This is a genomic window from Streptomyces subrutilus, assembly GCF_001746425.1.
GTDB classification, from domain to species: Bacteria; Actinomycetota; Actinomycetes; order Streptomycetales; family Streptomycetaceae; genus Streptomyces; species Streptomyces subrutilus_A.
Map to the genome: position 1 here is coordinate 73,617 of NZ_MEHK01000001.1, position 15,489 is coordinate 89,105.

Genomic DNA, 15,489 nt, shown 5'->3' on the forward strand with positions numbered 1-15,489 from the left:
GCGCCTCGAGCTATCCGCGGACAACACCATCCTCGAACGGGGTGTACGTACGCAGGTCATCATGGCGACCGGGTCCGGGAAGACTCGTGTGGCGGTCCGCAGCGCGGAGGAGCTCCACGCGGGCCGTGTGCTTGTGCTCGTGCCCTCGCTGGACCTGCTCGCCCAGACCGAGGCCGCGTGGCGCGAGGGCGGCCGCCGGGGCCCGATGATCGGGGTGTCCTCGCTGCGGGGTGAGGAGGTGTCCTTCCCCAACACCACGGACGTGGACGAGCTGGTGGAGTGGACGCGCGGCCTGGAGAAGGTCACCGTGTACGCCACGTACGCCTCCCTCGGGCTGGGCACTCTGGAGCGGGCACACGCCGGAGGCTTGGCGGCTTGGGACCTCATCGTCGTGGACGAGGCCCACCGTGTTTCTGGTCGGATCGGGAAGCCGTGGGCGGTCATCCACGACAACACCCGCATCCCGGCCCTGCGCCGGCTGTACATGACGGCCACGCCCCGGATGTGGCAGCTCGGAGACGACGACGCGGCCGGCTCGCCCGGTGAGCTGGTCGCGAGCATGGATGACGACCCGGACGGCCCGTTCGGCAGTCGGTGCTTCACCTTGTCGCTCTCGGAAGCCATCGACCGGGGCATCTGTGCCCCCTACCAGGTCGTATGCGTGGACGTCACCGACACCCAGCTCCAGGCCGCGCAGCTCCTGGGCACGGAGAGCAGCTCGGCCGAAGTCCGCGGGACGCGGCTCGCCGCTCTGCAGACCGCGCTGGTGAAGGCGTCGGCGGAGGAGGGTTTCCGCAGGACGCTGGTCTTCCACCACGTGGTGAAGGAGGCCGAAGCCTTCGCGGCCGGCCTGCCCGACGTCGCCGAGCAGCTGCACGCCAGCGACCGCGAGCTGTACCCGGCCACGATCTGGGCGGACTGGCTGTGCGGTGAGCACAAGCCGCTCCACCGCCGCCGGGTCCTCGCGGAGTTCGCCGAGGGGATCGCCACGGACGGCACCGTCGTGGAGAAGGGCTACCTCGGCTCCGTGAAGGTGCTGGGCGAGGGCGTCGACACCAAGAACTGCGACTCCGTCTACTGGGCGGATGTCCGCGGCTCCATGCCCGACCTCGTCCAAGCCGTGGGCCGAGCCCTGCGGATGCAGCCCGGCGAGGGCAAGGTCGCCTCACTGGTGGTGCCGATCCTGCTCGGCCCCGGCGAGACGGCGGACAACATGCTCACGTCGCGGGCGTACGGCGGGCTCGCCAAGCTCCTGGAAGCACTCCGCGCGCACGACGCGCGGATCGTGGAGACCCTCGCGGAGCAGCAGGCCCCGAGCCGCTACAAGCCCGTCAGCGAAGACGACAGCCGGAAGAGCGGCAACGGGACCGGCAGCGGCTCCGGGGCTGTCAGTGGACCCGCCAAGGCCCTGCTGAAGTTCTCCACGCCCCGGGACCCGGCCGCGCTCGCCGCGTTCATCAACCTGCGGGTCCTGAACCCCGAACATGAGCACTGGCGGCGCGGGGTCGAGGCCGCCGTCATCTACGCCCGCGCGCACGGCGACCTGCGCGTGCCGTTCACGTTCCGCGTCCCGGCCGCCGAGGACGCGAAGAAGGCGGGGTGGCCGGCCTCGCTGGCGAACTTCCCGCTCGGGCAGTGGACCGCCGACGCCCGCCGCTTCTACAGCCGCGGCGACATGGACCAGGAGCGCGTCGCACAGCTGGAGAAGCTCGGCATGGTCTGGTCCCACTTCGACGTCGCCTGGCCGAGGGCGTGTCCGCCGCGCGCGGGTGGGCCGCCGAGCACGGGCACCTCCTGGCACCGCTGGACGCCGCCTACCAGGGCGCACCCGTGGGGATCTGGCTGAAGAACGCCCGGGTCGCTGCGCGGAAGGCGCAGGAGATCGACCAGCGGCGCGCCGAGGGGCTGCCGGTCCAGTCGTCGGCCGGGGCGATGACGCGGGAGCGGCGCGAGCAGCTGGAGGAGATCGACCCGTCCTGGTGCCCGGCGTGGCCGGTGACGTGGCAACGCTGCTTCCACCTCGTGCGGCAACACCTCGACGCCGGTGAAGCGCTGCCGACCAAAGCGGGCGAGGCCGTGCGCCAGGGCGAGGACCTCGGCCGCTGGGTCACCTCGGTCCGGCTCGGGTGGGACCAGCTCACCGGGGTCCAGCAGTGAATGTGCGAGCAGATCCTCGGCATCGAGCCCGCGACCGAGGAGGAGAAGCCGAAGCCGCGCACCAGCCAGGCAGACAAGTGGGCGATGCACCTCGCAGCCGCTGAGCAGTTCTTCGCGCGCGAGGGCCACCTGACGGTACCGCGCAAGCACATCGAGACCATCGCCATCGGCGACGGCCAGGCTCAGCGGGACGTGCCGCTGAAACTCGGGACGTGGGTCGACAACCAGCGCCGCCGGGCCGCCACCCTGACACCGGAGCGGATGGAGCAACTGTCCAAGGTCGGGATGAGGTGGACCTAAGACGTCCGGGGCTGAGCGGGATCGCCCGGCCCCGGTACCCCATTTTCGTCAGCTGGCGACGGGCGTGTCCGGGCCCTGGTCTTCAGCTAGGCCCTCGGGGATGAAGCGTGAGTAGCTCTCGCGCAGGTGCTGGGTGACGCGAGCGTCCGTGGCTTCGTAGTTCAGCTGGCGCTGGAAGAACAGCAACTTCTTCTCGGCGGTATCGAAGATCTCAGCCCAGCTCTTCACCCAGACTTCGTACTCGTCCTGGTCGTCGAGCAGCCCCGCCGGCTTGTCCTTCTGTCGGATGTCCCGAAGGATCTTGTCCGAGTAGTCGTACGTGATGAGGTAGAACCGCCACTTGCAGCCCTCCACCCCCTTGTACTGCGGGTTGTCGACGATCGCGCGGGCGTAGCCCTTGATCTGGTCGAGTTCCTTCTTGCCGACCTCGACGGTAGGGCGCTTGAGCTCGATGACGAGGCGCTCGGTGGAGTCTTCGTCGCGGCGGCTGCGGAACATCAGGATGTCCACCCGGCCGCGGCGGCCGTCCGGCTGCAGTACTTCCTCCAGTCGGTTCTCGAGGACGACGTCATCGCCGAGTTCGTCCAGGTGAGCGTGAAGGACGTTGGTGAGCCCAACCTCTGTACGTGCCCAGGCCCAGTCGTCGCCGAACAGCCATAGGTTCTGGGCGATCATCGGGTGCAGCTGGTCAACCTCGCGGAATTCACGCCGGAGCGCGTCGTCAGCCAGGATCTTGCGGAGTCCACCGATGACATCGAGGCGGTTGGTGACCTCGGTGGCGGCGCTGATGACGTGGGCCAGGTCGGTACTGTGCAGGAGGTTCTTCAGGTGCCGGCGGTCGTCCAGGCTGAGGGCGAGGACCTTCTCCAGGATGTCGTGGAGATCGCCAGGGTTGGATTCGAGAGCCGTGCGGATGAGGTCGACGGAGAGCCGACGGGCCATGCCCTTGGTGGGAAGGGCTTCCCGGGCCACGGTCACCACTACGTCGAAGGTCTGCCGCTCGATCGCTTCGGTGCCGGTCGTCGGGCCGCCCTTGTAGGGGTAGATGCCCTCGTTCTTCAGCTGACGGACAACCGCTGCTGAGATCTGGGCGCCGCGCAGGGCCAGATGCTCCCGAACAGCCTTGGCCGCTGCGTCCAGGAGCGCAGCGTGGGTCATGGGCAGCATGTGGAGGTCTTCCACGGTTAGGCCGTTGAACCGGTCGGACCGCAGGTAGGGGGTGAAGCTGACGATGCTGTCCGACCAGTCTTTGCCCTCCTCGTACAAGGCGATGCCGTCGGCGTTGCAGATGAGCATCTTGCGGTCGCTCATGCGCCGGTTCCACTCGACGAAGGTGACCACCGCGGGCGGGCAGTCGTCGCTGTCCTCCTCCGGCAGTACCAGCGGGATGTCGACGGGCTCGCCCACGATGATCTCGGCTGGGTCCAGCCTCTTGCCGTCGTAGGTGACACAGACGTCCGGGTAGGCGCGCAGGTAGAACGCGAGCTTCGCGGTGAGATTGGCCGCGGCATCTTCGTGTTCGAGGTAGCGCAGGGACTTGCCTTGGGGAACGCGGATGCGGACCGTCGTTCCCGGCTCTTCGCGGTCGGCTTCGGTCTCTACGACCTGCCAGATGGTGGCGTGATCGGCGTTGCCGCTGGCGCGGACACCGACGAGCGCGTCGTCCACCAGGGCCGCCGAGTCCCACGTGAGCTGGTCTCCCAGAGCGAAGGCGAAGAGCCGTCCTTCGCCGTTTCGGCCATGCAGGATGCGGGTGGCGCCCTCGGTGTGTGTCTTGCTGGCCTTCCACGTCTCGCCGTATCGGTGAAAGGACTCACGAGCACGGTCCGGCGTCATGCCGTGGCCGTTGTCCGTCACCACGATCTGCTCGATGGCGTCGCCTGGGGCGCGTTGGAGCTGGACGTCGACTTGGGTGGCGTTCGCGTCGAGGGCGTTCCACACCAGCTCGGCCACGGCCGTGATCTGGGGTTTCTTCTTGAACTGAAGGATCTTCCCTTCGCCGACCGACAGCATGAACTCGGTCATGCGCGAATTCGCCTGTTGCGGCACGGCCGCGACGGCGCTGTCCGTGGCTACCGCTGTACCGGACGGGCGCTGTCCGTCGTGTTCCCCTGACATGCGGTGACCGTACCGGTTTCCCCCATCGCGGTACACATCGCAGAAGCGGTTCAGCACCTAACTACACCAACGTGTCGCGGATCTTACTCTGCCGCCACCCCTCTCAAGGGGTGGCGCCGGACCAGTCCCAGCGGCCCCTCTCGCCGGGCCGCGGGTCGTACAGGGCCCGGCCGCCGGCGCCGAACTGGCCGAGCTCGGTCGTCAGCGCGGCGCCGGTCTGGATCTCGTCTGCCGTCCATCCGGTGATGTCGAGCAGCAGGCCGTCGAGCGGGCCGCCGACGAGCTCGGCATAGGTGCGGCCGGGCCGTCGGCCCGGGTTCGGGTCGTCGTGGTCCGTGCCGTAGACCCGACCGCGCAGCAACTCCTCATCCCTGTCCATGCGCTCAGCGTCCCAGCCACCACCGACAACGCGGGCTTGCCCAGCGTTACCTTGGGCTTGCCCACGCCGCCGAGCAACGTGGACGTGGGTCTAGGGTCCTGGCATGAACGACTTCTGGGACGCGGCTAGCGCGATCGCAACAACAGGGGCAACCGCCGTAGCCCTCTGGTTTGGCTGGCACGAAGTGAAGATGCGAAGGAAGGACGAGACTGACCGGCAAGCGGCACAGGCACGCCTGGTGGTGTCCGGCATCGACGGGAACCGCGGCGAAGTCGTCAACCACAGCTCCGAGCCGCTGCTGGAGCTGCGGATCATCAGGGCCGACGCCGAGATCGACGGCCAGACGGGGGTCGCGGTCCGCTGGTCCGAAGAGGACCAGCGGATATTCCGCAACGTGGCGGCGGGGCAGAGCCACCACCTTGAACTGCTGGAACAGGGCTGGGGCCCGCTGCTCGATCCTGTGCACGGGTACGAGGTGGGACCGGATATGGGCATCACCCCCTACAACGCGACCAATCACCGGCTGACCATCCAGTTCATGGACGTAGCCGGTCTGCGGTGGCAGCGTGTCGGACTCGAGCCGCCCACCAGGATCCTCGGCGAGTTCGCAGATCCCGCTCCCAACCCCGAGTAGCGAGGCTTGCCCAAGGGTCACCTTGGGCGTGCCCACGCCGTCGGCGGGAGCTTACCCAGACATCAAGGGGCTTGCCCGAGGCGGAAGCGGGCCCGCAGCCGCGGGCCTCCTCGGCGGTCGTGGTTGTCGGGCCCTGACCCAAGGCCCCCCGGGCCTACACCCGCAGAGCCGCACAGGCCCAGCGCCTGGACCCGACCCCAAGGCCTTCGCACCACAGTCCAGCCGCCACCCATTGGTGGCGACCCGCGCTGGGGTCGCCGGATCTCTACGCCACCGTGGCCCGCCGCCACACGGACGCGCGGCTGGCCGGATCTGGTGGCACCGACCGGACGAGACCGCTGGCTTCGGGGCGTGTCTGCGAGAGCGGCGTGTCGTTGGGGCAGCCGTGAAGAAGATCCATTCCCTCGCCCTCTCCGTCGGCCTGGTCGCTGCGCTGACCGGAACCGCGCAGGCCACTGGGCAGCCCGGCCGTGCGCCGCTGCCGACCAACCAGATCACGAACGTGATCAGCGGCTACGTCATCGACAGCGCCGGGAAGACCGGCAGTAACCGGGTGCCGGTCTACATCTACAAGGACGCCGCCAACCCCTCGGACAACCTGAGGTGGAGGTATGACCCGGCCACCCAGCACATCGTCAACATCGCGACCGGCTACGTCCTCGACAGCGGCGGCGACACCAGCCGGGCCGTGGTGCAGGTCTACGCCTACAAGGACGCCACCGGCCCTTCGAACAACCTGAAGTGGAGGTGGGACGCCGACAGGCAGCACATCGTCAACGTCGCCACCGGCTACGCCCTCGACGCCGGACCCATCCGCTCGACCAGCCCCAGCTCGCAGTCCCTCTTCGCGTACTGGGACAACACCAGCACCTCGGACACCCTGAGGTGGAAGACCGACATCTTCAACTGACCCCGGTGGAAGCCTGGCCTCCTGCACGGACCGTGCGGTGACAGTACGAGGGACCCACGCTTCGGCGCGGGCCCCTCGTACTGACGGCGCGAAGCCGCGGTCAGATGAGGCCGGTGGCCCTCCGGTCAGTCACAGGTCGCGTCCCGTACGCCGCTCTCGTCGTAGCAAGACCTCTACATCCGCCGCCCCCTCCCTGCCACGCGAAGCAGACGCGTAGGAGCGGTACCCCCAACGGGGTGCTCCACTACGACGTCCCGACAGTGCGGGCGTTTTCGACGAGGAGGCCGACACCAGTTACCTCCCACCCAGCGGCGTCGACCGGTTTGTCCTCCGTTGCACCCCACCTATGGGCTCAAGAACTCGATGCTGCGCAGGCTTCGCGCGCCCGCCGTGTGCGCCCCCTTCCTCGCGGCTCCGGCCGCGCCCTCCCCCCGCCGCATGGCGGCAGTCTTCGCTCACCCGGCGGCCTTGGCCGGGCCCCCGCCGAACCAGGGCACGTCATCGACGGTCGCGTCCAGGCGCAGGCGCACGTACCGGATTGGGTGGCGGTAGACACCGCCGCGGTCCACGGAAGTGTCGGCGCTGATCTCCGCGACGAGGTCCGGCCGGACCAGGGTGGTGTCGAGGACGTCACGGGTGCCCCAGGCAGAGGAGAACTTCGCGCCCGTCCATGGATGGCCGAGGCCGGCCAGTGTGAGGTGCTCGGCGAGCTCGCGTGCCGCGTGGGGGCGCAGTGGGACGGTGCGGCCGACGGGGTGGAGGCGGCCGGTCGGGTCATGGCGGCCGAGGACGAGGAGTTGGGGGCGTGCGAGGGTGCCGGTGATGGCGCCGATGATCGCTTCGGTGGTGTTACGGGTCTGATCTTGGTCCAGGCACGGGATCCGGGAAGGTAGCGCTGGCTCAGCTTCTTGACGACGATTCCCTCGACGCCGGAGACGTCCGTCCAGTCCTCCAGCCACTCCCTGGCTTTGGCCGGATCGATGGTCATCGGGCAGAGCGTCCACGGCGCGGTCAGCGCGCGGGCCGAGAACAGGACATCCAGCCGTCGGCGGCGCTCGGCGTAGGACAGGGTCAGCAGCTCGGCGCCATCGACTTGGAGGGCGTCGAAGGCGAAAGCGAGCGGGTTCGCGGATTCTTGTATGCGGTTGCGTTTCAACCCGCGCGTCGGTTGCCGCTTTGAGGGGGTCTGCGCGCGAGTTCGCCGCTTAGGCAGCCAGATCGCGATATGTCGAGGGCTTGTTCGGCCCACGCCCGGTCCACCAGGGGGACGGTGGGGCGGCGGGGGCGGTTGTCGACCGCGGTCACCCGAGAGTGGGCCCGCCCGCCTCCTGCCAGTCGTGCCGCGACGAAGTGGGCCGCCTACCAGTAGCTGTTCCGCACGATCTGGCGAGTTCGCCCCTTATCCGCGCGACTTCTCGCTGCCACACTGTCGGGCGCCCCGTCGGGGATCAAGGTTTGTCATGCGCCGCTTCGGCCTGTGGGGACTGGTCAGAAGGCGGCGTTCGTGCAGGTGGAGGGGGAAGCGTGGCACTTCAGGATTCGCTGCTCAAGGTCTACGGCGACCGGTCGTACACCCATGTGACGATGGCGCGTCACCAGGGCACGACCGTGGCGTTCGCCATGGACTCGTCCCGGCGCATTGTCTACTCCGTACTGGATCTGGCCGGGGATCAGGCCAAGGGCGCCACGGACGCCGCGTTCTGGGGCGTGAACCCGGTCGAGCTGGCCTTTCCGCGGGAACTCTCCGAGGTGGGCTTCGGCGTGGTCGGTCCTACGGCGATGCCGGTGGTCAAGCGCGGCGGTGTCGAAGCGGCCGCCGACGAGCAGCCAACGGCTGACGAGACCGATACACGCCTGTCCACGACGGCGCGGCTGACAGCGTCCGCTCCGTTCCATGTGATCTCCGACGGCACGTACGTGGTCGTGCTGCGGCAGTCGACCGGTGACGCGCACCCCGACGCCGTGTACAAGCTGACCAACGGCGGTTGCTCCGGCAATCCGGCCAGGAGTGACTACGTGCTCGACGGCGCGAAGAAGGTGCCGTTGGTGCGCGACACCTTGTTGTGCGACCGGTTCGTGCTGGTGGAGGGCAAGCTCAAGCCGGTGCTGGAGGTGCGCTACCGGCGCAGCCGGCACGCGACGCGTGCCGAGTCGGCCAAGGACACCTTGGGCACCGAGGACATGGAGGGCCGCCCGTTCTACGAGCCGACCCAGGAGCTGTCGTTCATCCGCAACCTGAGCCAGGGCCGCTTCGCCGCGGTGCTGGTGCCCACCGCGGTCAACAATGTGCAGCGCTGGCAGTTCTTCGCCCATAACGACGCCACCGGCCGTGTCGACTGCTTCAACGTCGAACAGGGCGTCCAGGGCTTGTTCAACACGCGGGGCACCCGGTTCTACACGAGCCCGGATCCGGTGTACCGGGATGCGGTGTTCGAGCGGGACCCGGGTACCTGCCCGTTCACCAAGCGTGAACTGGTGCCGGTGACGGGCTCGGACGGGCATGCGGAGACGGCGCTGCGGCTGGCCGGCAACGACGCACATGTCGAGCTGGGTGACGTGGAGGCGCTGCGGTTCGCGGGGAAGCCGTATTCGATCGAGGCGTGGGTCAAGCCCGAAGGTGTCGACGGCCCCGTGCTGGCCAGGGGTGGGGCCTGCCAGCTCGCCCTGAACCCTGACGGCACGGTCTACCTGGCTCATGATGCCGCTCCGTATCTGATCAGCTCCGCCGAGAAGATCGCGAAGGACACGTACAGCCACATCGCCGGCACCTTCGACGGCAAGACCGTGCGGGTGTACGTGAACGGCAAACTGTCGGGCAGCGGGGACATGCCGTTCGTCGACGATCCCGGTGCGCTCACGCTGATCGGCAAGAAGGTCTACCGGGGCCGGACCATCGGTTACTTCAAGGGTGACATCGATGAGGTCCGGGTGTGGAACCGGGCACGCAGTGCCGCTGAGATCGCCGCCGAGATGAACCACCGGCTGATCGGCAGCGAGCCGGGTCTGGTGGCCTATTACCGGTTCGACGAGGGTACGGGCACCACCGCCTTCGACCAGACGGACCGGGCGCTGAGGGGCGCGCTGAAAGGTGACGCACGCTGGGTCGGTTCGGACGCGCCGGTGGGCGATCACCCGGGCGTGCGGCGCGACAGCTTCACCCTCACGGGGCGTACGGTCGTCTCGGGCATGTCGGCCGTCCTCTACCACCAGCAGGAGAAGGCTCCCGCGGGGTATGGCGGCGCGGCCAAGCCGGTCAAGCGGCAGGCCAGGGTGATGCTCGCCTTCGCCGCCAAGGACGGCCCCGAGGCGTGCGTGGCGAGTGTGGACTTCGGTGTCGGCCGCGACGGCCGGCTGGCACAGGTGCCGGACGTGCTGGATCCCACCCTGCTCAAGCGGCCGGTGAAGGGGGAGAACGCCGAGCAGATCAGCGCCTTGCAGCAGCTGATCAAGCGGCTGGAGCCGGAGATCGCCGCATTGCGGCCGGAGATCGCCCGGCTGCGTCCGCTGTCCGCAAGGCTGCCCGAGTTCCAGACCGCGTACGACCAGCTGAACCACGAGGTGAGCACCTACCAGAAGGGGTACGACGCCGAGAAGGATCTGGTGACCTCCTGGTTCTATGACATCTTCCCCAAACTGCAGGATCAGGGACCAAGCGGGACGTCCGCGCGGAAGCTCCTGGTCGCGGGCTCCTCCAGCTCGCCCGCAGCGGTGCAGTCCGCCTTCGTCGACAGTCCGACGGTAGGGGTCTGGTCTTTCGACACCGTCCAGGTGGGCGCGGAGACCTTCTACAACCTGGCATACAAACTGTTCAACCAGGACATGGTGGTCAGGGGCGGGTCGCGCGACGAGAACGCCGATCTGACCACGCTCCCGCGCATGTCCACCTACGCGCCCTCGAACTTTTCCCTGCTGACCGAAGGCGACTACGTCCGGCTCGTCAACCGCCAGAGCAAACTCGCGGTCTCGGTGGTCGAGTCGGCGAGGTACAAGGTGGTCCAGACGAGCGCGGGTCTCAGAGACGACTCGGGTCTCCTGCGCATGGTGCGGGGCGCCATGCGGTCGGGCGTGGACGTGCTTCTCCAGACGGCCAAGGACAAGGCGGCGAAGGCCGCGGACGAACTGGCGACAGCACGTTCGGCCGACCAGAAAGTCAGGGAGCTGGAACGTTCGCTCGCCGCGAAGGAGGCGGAGCTGAAGGCCGCCCAGGAGAAGCTGGCCCGCCTGTCGGTCGGGTTCGAGGGCGACGCCGACCTGACCGTGGCCATGCCCTCCCTCGGCGTCGACCGCACCGGACTGAGCTACTCCGGGGGCCTGCTCGACTTCGCCCGCGGCGCCGACCGGCCCGCCCTGCTGGACAGCGGCACCGGGAACATCGTGCTGTACTTCCGCGGAGCCAACGGCCAGTTCTTCGCCGCCTACTACGACACCACGGTCATCCGCGGTGTCCAGGAGCTCCCGACATCAGGAGGCACCGTCAGCTTCGTCGCCCGCGACGCGGGCATCGCGCTGGAGGGCTACACCATCAAGGTGAGCGACGGCGACGCGCCCGGCCGCTGCGACCTGACCATCACGGCCAACAACGACAGCGAGACGTGGCGGTCCCTGCCACGCGAGGCGGGCCCGATGAACGCGGCGCTGGCCGGCAACGCCGGTGCGCCGGTGACGGTGGGCACGGTCTCCCAGGTCACCGGCACGACGGTGCAGCTCACCGAGGGCGCGGCCGTCAAGGTTCCGGCGGCCGCCCATCTCAGCATCGGCGGCTCCGGATACGCCGCGGCCGACGAGATCCCGCTCGGCGGCAAGACGATCACGCTCTCGACGTCGGGCACCGCGATCAAGCCGGGCGACAAGATCAGCGTGATCGGCTACGACCACGCCCGGGCCACCTCCAGCCAGCCCGGGGTCCTGCTGTCCTCGGGCTCCCGGCTGGTCGCTCTGGCCGCCGGCGCCGTCCACTCCGTCCCCAACGGCACCGCCCGGCCGACGATCACGGGGAGCGGATGCCTGTGGCGGGCCGAAATGCCGGGCCGCGCCTACCTGTTCAACGGCAAGGACCAGTACCTCTCACTGCCTGCCGACAAGCTGGACGGGGCCGCCACGACCGGCGATCTGAGCCTGGAGGCGTGGGTCAATCCCGAGACCGGGCAGGCCAGGCTCGTGCACGCCAACACGGCGGAGTCGGCGTACTCCCTGGCCCTGACCCCTGCGGACCTGCCCACGCAGTCCTTCGACGGCGACGACCGAACCGACCTGAACGGCGCGCTCGACCTGTCCCACCGCGACTTCACCATCGAGCTGTGGGCCAGGCGCAGCCACGCGCGCAGCCGTCTGGAACCGCTCCTCACACACGGAAACCCGGCCGGTGCGACCGACCAGACCCTGCATCTGCACATCGCCGCCGACAACACCCTCACCTTCGCGCTGTACGGCGACGACCTCAAGACCACACAGCCCTACCCGGACCTGGACTGGCACCACTACGCCGCGGTGTACGTCAACGCCACCCGCGAGCAGATCCTCTACCGGGACGGCACCGAGGTCGCCCGCCGCACCGCCAACGGTCCGTACACCGGCAACGGCCCGCTGGTCATCGGCGCCCAGCCGTTCAACGGCCAGTACCTCCACGGCCAGATCGACGAAGTGCGCGTCTTCGGGCGGGTGCGCACCCCCGAGGAGATCTCCGGCGAACGCCACCAGCGGATGTCGGGGCGCGAACCGGGACTGCTGGGCCACTGGACCTTCACCGGCACGGGTGCGACGCCCTCGCCGATCAAGGGCTACCAGGTGGTGGCGCGCGTCGGCGACCGTGTGGTGCGCTCGGCGGAACGCTTCGCGTGCAACGAGTGGGCCCATCTGGCCGCGACCTTCACCCAGGCCTGGGCCGTGCGCCAGAGAGGCACCATCGGGCTGGAGGTGGCCCCGCACACAGCGCTGGACGTGCTGGACGACCTCACGATCGAGGTGTTCCTCCAGCTCGACCGGCTCGGCACGCCCATGGGCCTGATAGCCAAGGGCGAAGCCGTCGACGGCGGGCCGGGCGGTGTCCCCTACCAGGTGGGCATCAGGACCGACGGCAGGGTGGAGTTCGCCTTCTGCGAGGCCGAGGGCAAAGCCGTCCGCTACACCTCCGACACAGCCCTGCGCGCCGGCGCCTTCCACCGCGTGAGCGTGGTGCGCCAGACGCTGCCGCCCGAGGCAGCCAACGGCGCCCAGAGCGCACAGGAGATCCGCTTCTACCTCGACGGCAGGCTGGACGGGAGTCACCGCTACGCCGGCCCCGGCGCGCAGTCCAACCGCAGCGCCGTCGAACTCGGCCGCAGGCTGCACGGCGCCCTGGGCGAGGTACGGCTGTGGAACACCGCCCGCAAGAGCGACCAACTGGGCCTGGCAGTCACCGAGCGCGCCAAGGGGCTGGTGGCACGCTGGTCGTTCGAGGAGAACACCGGGAACATCACCTACGACGCCGCCGGCGCCTACCCGGCCAGACTGCGCGGTGCCCGCTGGACCCGCGACCCCGACCCGAAGGCCAGCGCCCTGCGGCTGTACCGCAACGGCCAGGCGCTGTCCGCCGATCCGGGCCAGCTCCCGCGCGACAGCAGCTCGTACGGGGACAAGCAGTTCACCCTGGGCGCAGCCCTGTACACCGGTCAGCCGGTGGCGCCGCTGGCCGGCACGCTGGAGGAAGTCCGCGTCTGGCGCACGGTGCGCACCCCCGAGCAGATCTCCGACCACATGTTCACCCGCGTGCGCGGCGGCAAGCAGGACCTCCTGGGCTACTGGCCCTTCGACCGGGAGTCCACCACCGCGGGCGCCCCCCTCGTGCGCGACGAAGGGCTGCGCGGCCACCACCTGGCCTTCACCGCGGGGCGGCCGCGGATCCTGCTGTCCACCGCTCCGGTGTCCACCGACACCGCCGAAGTGCGCTCCGCGCTGGCCGCCGTCCGCACCCCCTTCCACGACACCATCGCCGCGGCCCCCGCCGTCACCGAGTACGCCGACCTCCAGTTCGGCCCCAAGGGCGAGGCCACCGGGGCGCTCAAGCGCTGCTACGGCTACCTGCGCGACGGCCGCTGGCACCTTCTCACCGGATACAAGGTCGGCGACCTGACCACCGAATGGGTCGGCCAGGTCCAGTTCGACCCGGAACTCATGGGCTACATCGAGGGCGCCCCACCGGTGCCGTCGGAGAACCTCACCAACAAGGACGACGGCTACCGCGACGCGTCCTCGGTGGAGTTCACCGAAGCCGACCAGGTCACCTACGGGCTGTCCTCAAGCAAGGACGCCAGTGTCACCGCCGCCTTCAAGGCCGCCCTGGCCATGGAGCTGAGCAGCAGCACCCTGACGATCGCCGCGCCCCTCGGCGTGGGCATCGCCACACCGCTGGCCGAGGGCTCGGTGAAGACCGTCACCAGCCTCAGCCTGGAGTTTTCCAACACCTGGAGCAGCGAGACCAAGGTCAGCCAGGGCCAGAACACCACGCGCAAGGCCCGCGTCGCGCTGACCGGCCACGTGGAAGACCCCGCGCGGGTACTCAACTCCGCGATCGGCCGGCGGTACGTGCCCGCCAACACCGGCATGGCCTTGGTGCAGTCGCAGACCGCGGATGTCTTCGCCCTGCGCCTGGCGCACACCGGCGCCCTGGTGGCCTACCGGATGCTGCCCAACCCCGACACCCCCCGCGACTGGAACATCATCCACTTCCCCATCAACCCCCGCTACGTCAAGCAGGGCACCCTGGACGGCGCCGTCGGCTTCGACGACCGCGGCAAGGTCACCGACCCCGACTACCCCACCGCTGTCGGCTACGGCGAGTACAGCTACTTCAAGCCCCGCGACGCCTACGCCCTCAAACGCCGGATCGCCCGCGACCAGCAGCGCATGCGGGCCTTCTACGAATCCGTCTCCACTGAGACCCACCGCCACGACCCGACACACGACCAAGCCGACAAGGTCCTGCGCAGCATGGGCATCACCGGCGGCCGGGCCGACGACCGCCGCGGAAGTGCCGGCAGCGCCGCCTCGGCGGGCTTCTCCCACCGCGACCTGGTCAACACCTACGTCTGGACGGCCCACGGCGGCTTCTTCGAAGAGGCCACCGAAGCCACCGACGCGGTCACCGAAACCACCTCCGGCTCCTACTCCTTCACCGGAACCATCGGCCAGAGCGTCGAACTCGTCGGCTCCCTCGCCGGCGTCGGCATCACCGGGAGTTTCGACGCCTCGATCGGCGGCAGCATGAGCACCACCCGGGCCCGCACCAAAGACTCCTCCCGGACATTCGGCCTCAACGTCCAGTGCGCGCCCTCAGGCGACCTGCAACGCCGGGACAAGGACGGCAAGCCCGCTCTCGACGCCGCGGGCAAGCCGGTCCTGGTACCGGGCAAGGTGGACGCCTACCGCTTCTCCACCTTCTACCTCGGCGAGACCAGCGCCAACTTCGACGACTTCTACCACAAGGTCATCGACCCCCTCTGGCTCGCCAACAGCGACGCCCCCGACGCCGCTGCCCTGCGCCAGGCCCGCCAGAGCTCCGCCAAGCCGCCGTGCTGGCGGATCCTGCACCGGGTCACCTTCCTCAGCCGCGTGCTTCCCGCTGTCCCGCCGCCCGGCGCGCCGCCGCTGGACAAGGCGATGCGGGCGGAGAACATCGACAGCAACTACGAACTCATCAGGCGCCTCGAACCGTACGTCCGCACCGCCACCAAGAGCGCCTCCGAACTCGCCGCCGCCACCCGCAGCGCACTCACCGCACATCTGCCGGAACTCGTCCCGCACGCCGCGGACATCATCGACTACCTCGCCCAGTACTACAGCGTGGAGATCTGACAGACGCCTCGGCCCTCCGCCTTACGGAGGGCCGAGGCCGGCCACCCCACGCCAGGATGGCCGGACCTTCATGCCGCGCAGGCTGGCTGTACCTTCACACCGTCTCGGCGCGGCGCGTGAGCGCCGCCCCACAGCAAACCCTCGGTGCCCGGCCGGCACCTC

At 69.3% G+C, this 15,489-nt stretch carries 9 protein-coding genes; 6 read left to right on the forward strand and 3 right to left on the reverse strand.

The genetic code is table 11. From position 1 onward, the window contains the following. Positions 1 to 61 precede the first annotated feature (61 nt). Genes BGK67_RS01405 through BGK67_RS41110 form a run of 3 tightly spaced genes read left to right on the forward strand, consistent with a single transcriptional unit; the run spans position 62 to position 2,457 of the window. A complete protein-coding gene (locus tag BGK67_RS01405) occupies positions 62 to 1,846 on the forward strand; it encodes a helicase associated domain-containing protein (RefSeq protein WP_244291083.1) in 1,785 nt (594 codons plus the stop codon). After that, the gene (locus BGK67_RS41105; RefSeq protein ID WP_244291084.1) at positions 1,753 to 2,157 is read left to right on the forward strand and encodes a helicase associated domain-containing protein; all 405 of its coding nucleotides are present in this window, start codon (positions 1,753 to 1,755) and stop codon (positions 2,155 to 2,157) included. The genes BGK67_RS01405 and BGK67_RS41105 overlap by 94 nt, the downstream gene beginning before the upstream one ends. Further along, positions 2,158 to 2,457, forward strand: coding sequence for a helicase associated domain-containing protein (locus BGK67_RS41110; RefSeq protein ID WP_244291085.1), 300 nt, complete (start codon positions 2,158 to 2,160; stop codon positions 2,455 to 2,457). 48 nt (positions 2,458 to 2,505) lie between these two features. On the opposite strand, the gene BGK67_RS01410 is transcribed toward BGK67_RS41110, so the two are convergent. Continuing rightward, positions 2,506 to 4,632 carry an ATP-binding protein gene (locus tag BGK67_RS01410; protein WP_244291086.1) on the reverse strand — a complete coding sequence of 709 codons (2,127 nt, stop codon included), beginning with the start codon at positions 4,630 to 4,632 and terminating at the stop codon, positions 2,506 to 2,508. Between the two features lie 46 nt (positions 4,633 to 4,678). After that, the gene (locus BGK67_RS01415; RefSeq protein ID WP_069918155.1) at positions 4,679 to 4,954 is read right to left on the reverse strand and encodes a hypothetical protein; all 276 of its coding nucleotides are present in this window, start codon (positions 4,952 to 4,954) and stop codon (positions 4,679 to 4,681) included. A 103-nt stretch (positions 4,955 to 5,057) separates the two neighbouring features. On the opposite strand from BGK67_RS01415, the gene BGK67_RS01420 reads away from it, so the two are divergent. Together BGK67_RS01420 and BGK67_RS01425 are read left to right on the forward strand one after the other, a co-directional pair. Beyond that, positions 5,058 to 5,588: a hypothetical protein gene (locus BGK67_RS01420; protein ID WP_141753983.1), complete on the forward strand. Its 531-nt coding sequence runs from the start codon at positions 5,058 to 5,060 to the stop codon at positions 5,586 to 5,588. A 385-nt stretch (positions 5,589 to 5,973) separates the two neighbouring features. Continuing rightward, a complete protein-coding gene (locus BGK67_RS01425; protein ID WP_069918157.1) occupies positions 5,974 to 6,498 on the forward strand; it encodes an RICIN domain-containing protein in 525 nt (174 codons plus the stop codon). Between the two features lie 352 nt (positions 6,499 to 6,850). Here BGK67_RS01425 and BGK67_RS35700 read toward each other — a convergent pair whose 3' ends face one another. Further along, complete coding sequence (locus BGK67_RS35700; RefSeq protein ID WP_244291087.1) at positions 6,851 to 7,747, reverse strand: ATP-dependent DNA ligase; 897 nt, start codon at positions 7,745 to 7,747, stop codon at positions 6,851 to 6,853. Positions 7,748 to 8,022: 275 nt separating this feature from the next. Here BGK67_RS35700 and BGK67_RS01435 point away from each other — a divergent pair, with 275 nt between their 5' ends. Next, positions 8,023 to 15,327 carry a LamG domain-containing protein gene (locus tag BGK67_RS01435; RefSeq protein ID WP_244291088.1) on the forward strand — a complete coding sequence of 2,435 codons (7,305 nt, stop codon included), beginning with the start codon at positions 8,023 to 8,025 and terminating at the stop codon, positions 15,325 to 15,327. Positions 15,328 to 15,489 lie beyond the last annotated feature (162 nt).

Bases quoted from the DNA above. Each gene is read 5' to 3' on its own strand.
- BGK67_RS01405 (WP_244291083.1), top strand. From the start codon at position 62: ATGGCGACCGGGTCCGGGAAGACTCGTGTGGCGGTCCGCAGCGCGGAG.
- BGK67_RS41110 (WP_244291085.1), top strand. From the start codon at position 2,158: ATGTGCGAGCAGATCCTCGGCATCGAGCCCGCGACCGAGGAGGAGAAG.
- BGK67_RS01415 (WP_069918155.1), bottom strand. From the start codon at position 4,954: ATGGACAGGGATGAGGAGTTGCTGCGCGGTCGGGTCTACGGCACGGAC.
- BGK67_RS01420 (WP_141753983.1), top strand. From the start codon at position 5,058: ATGAACGACTTCTGGGACGCGGCTAGCGCGATCGCAACAACAGGGGCA.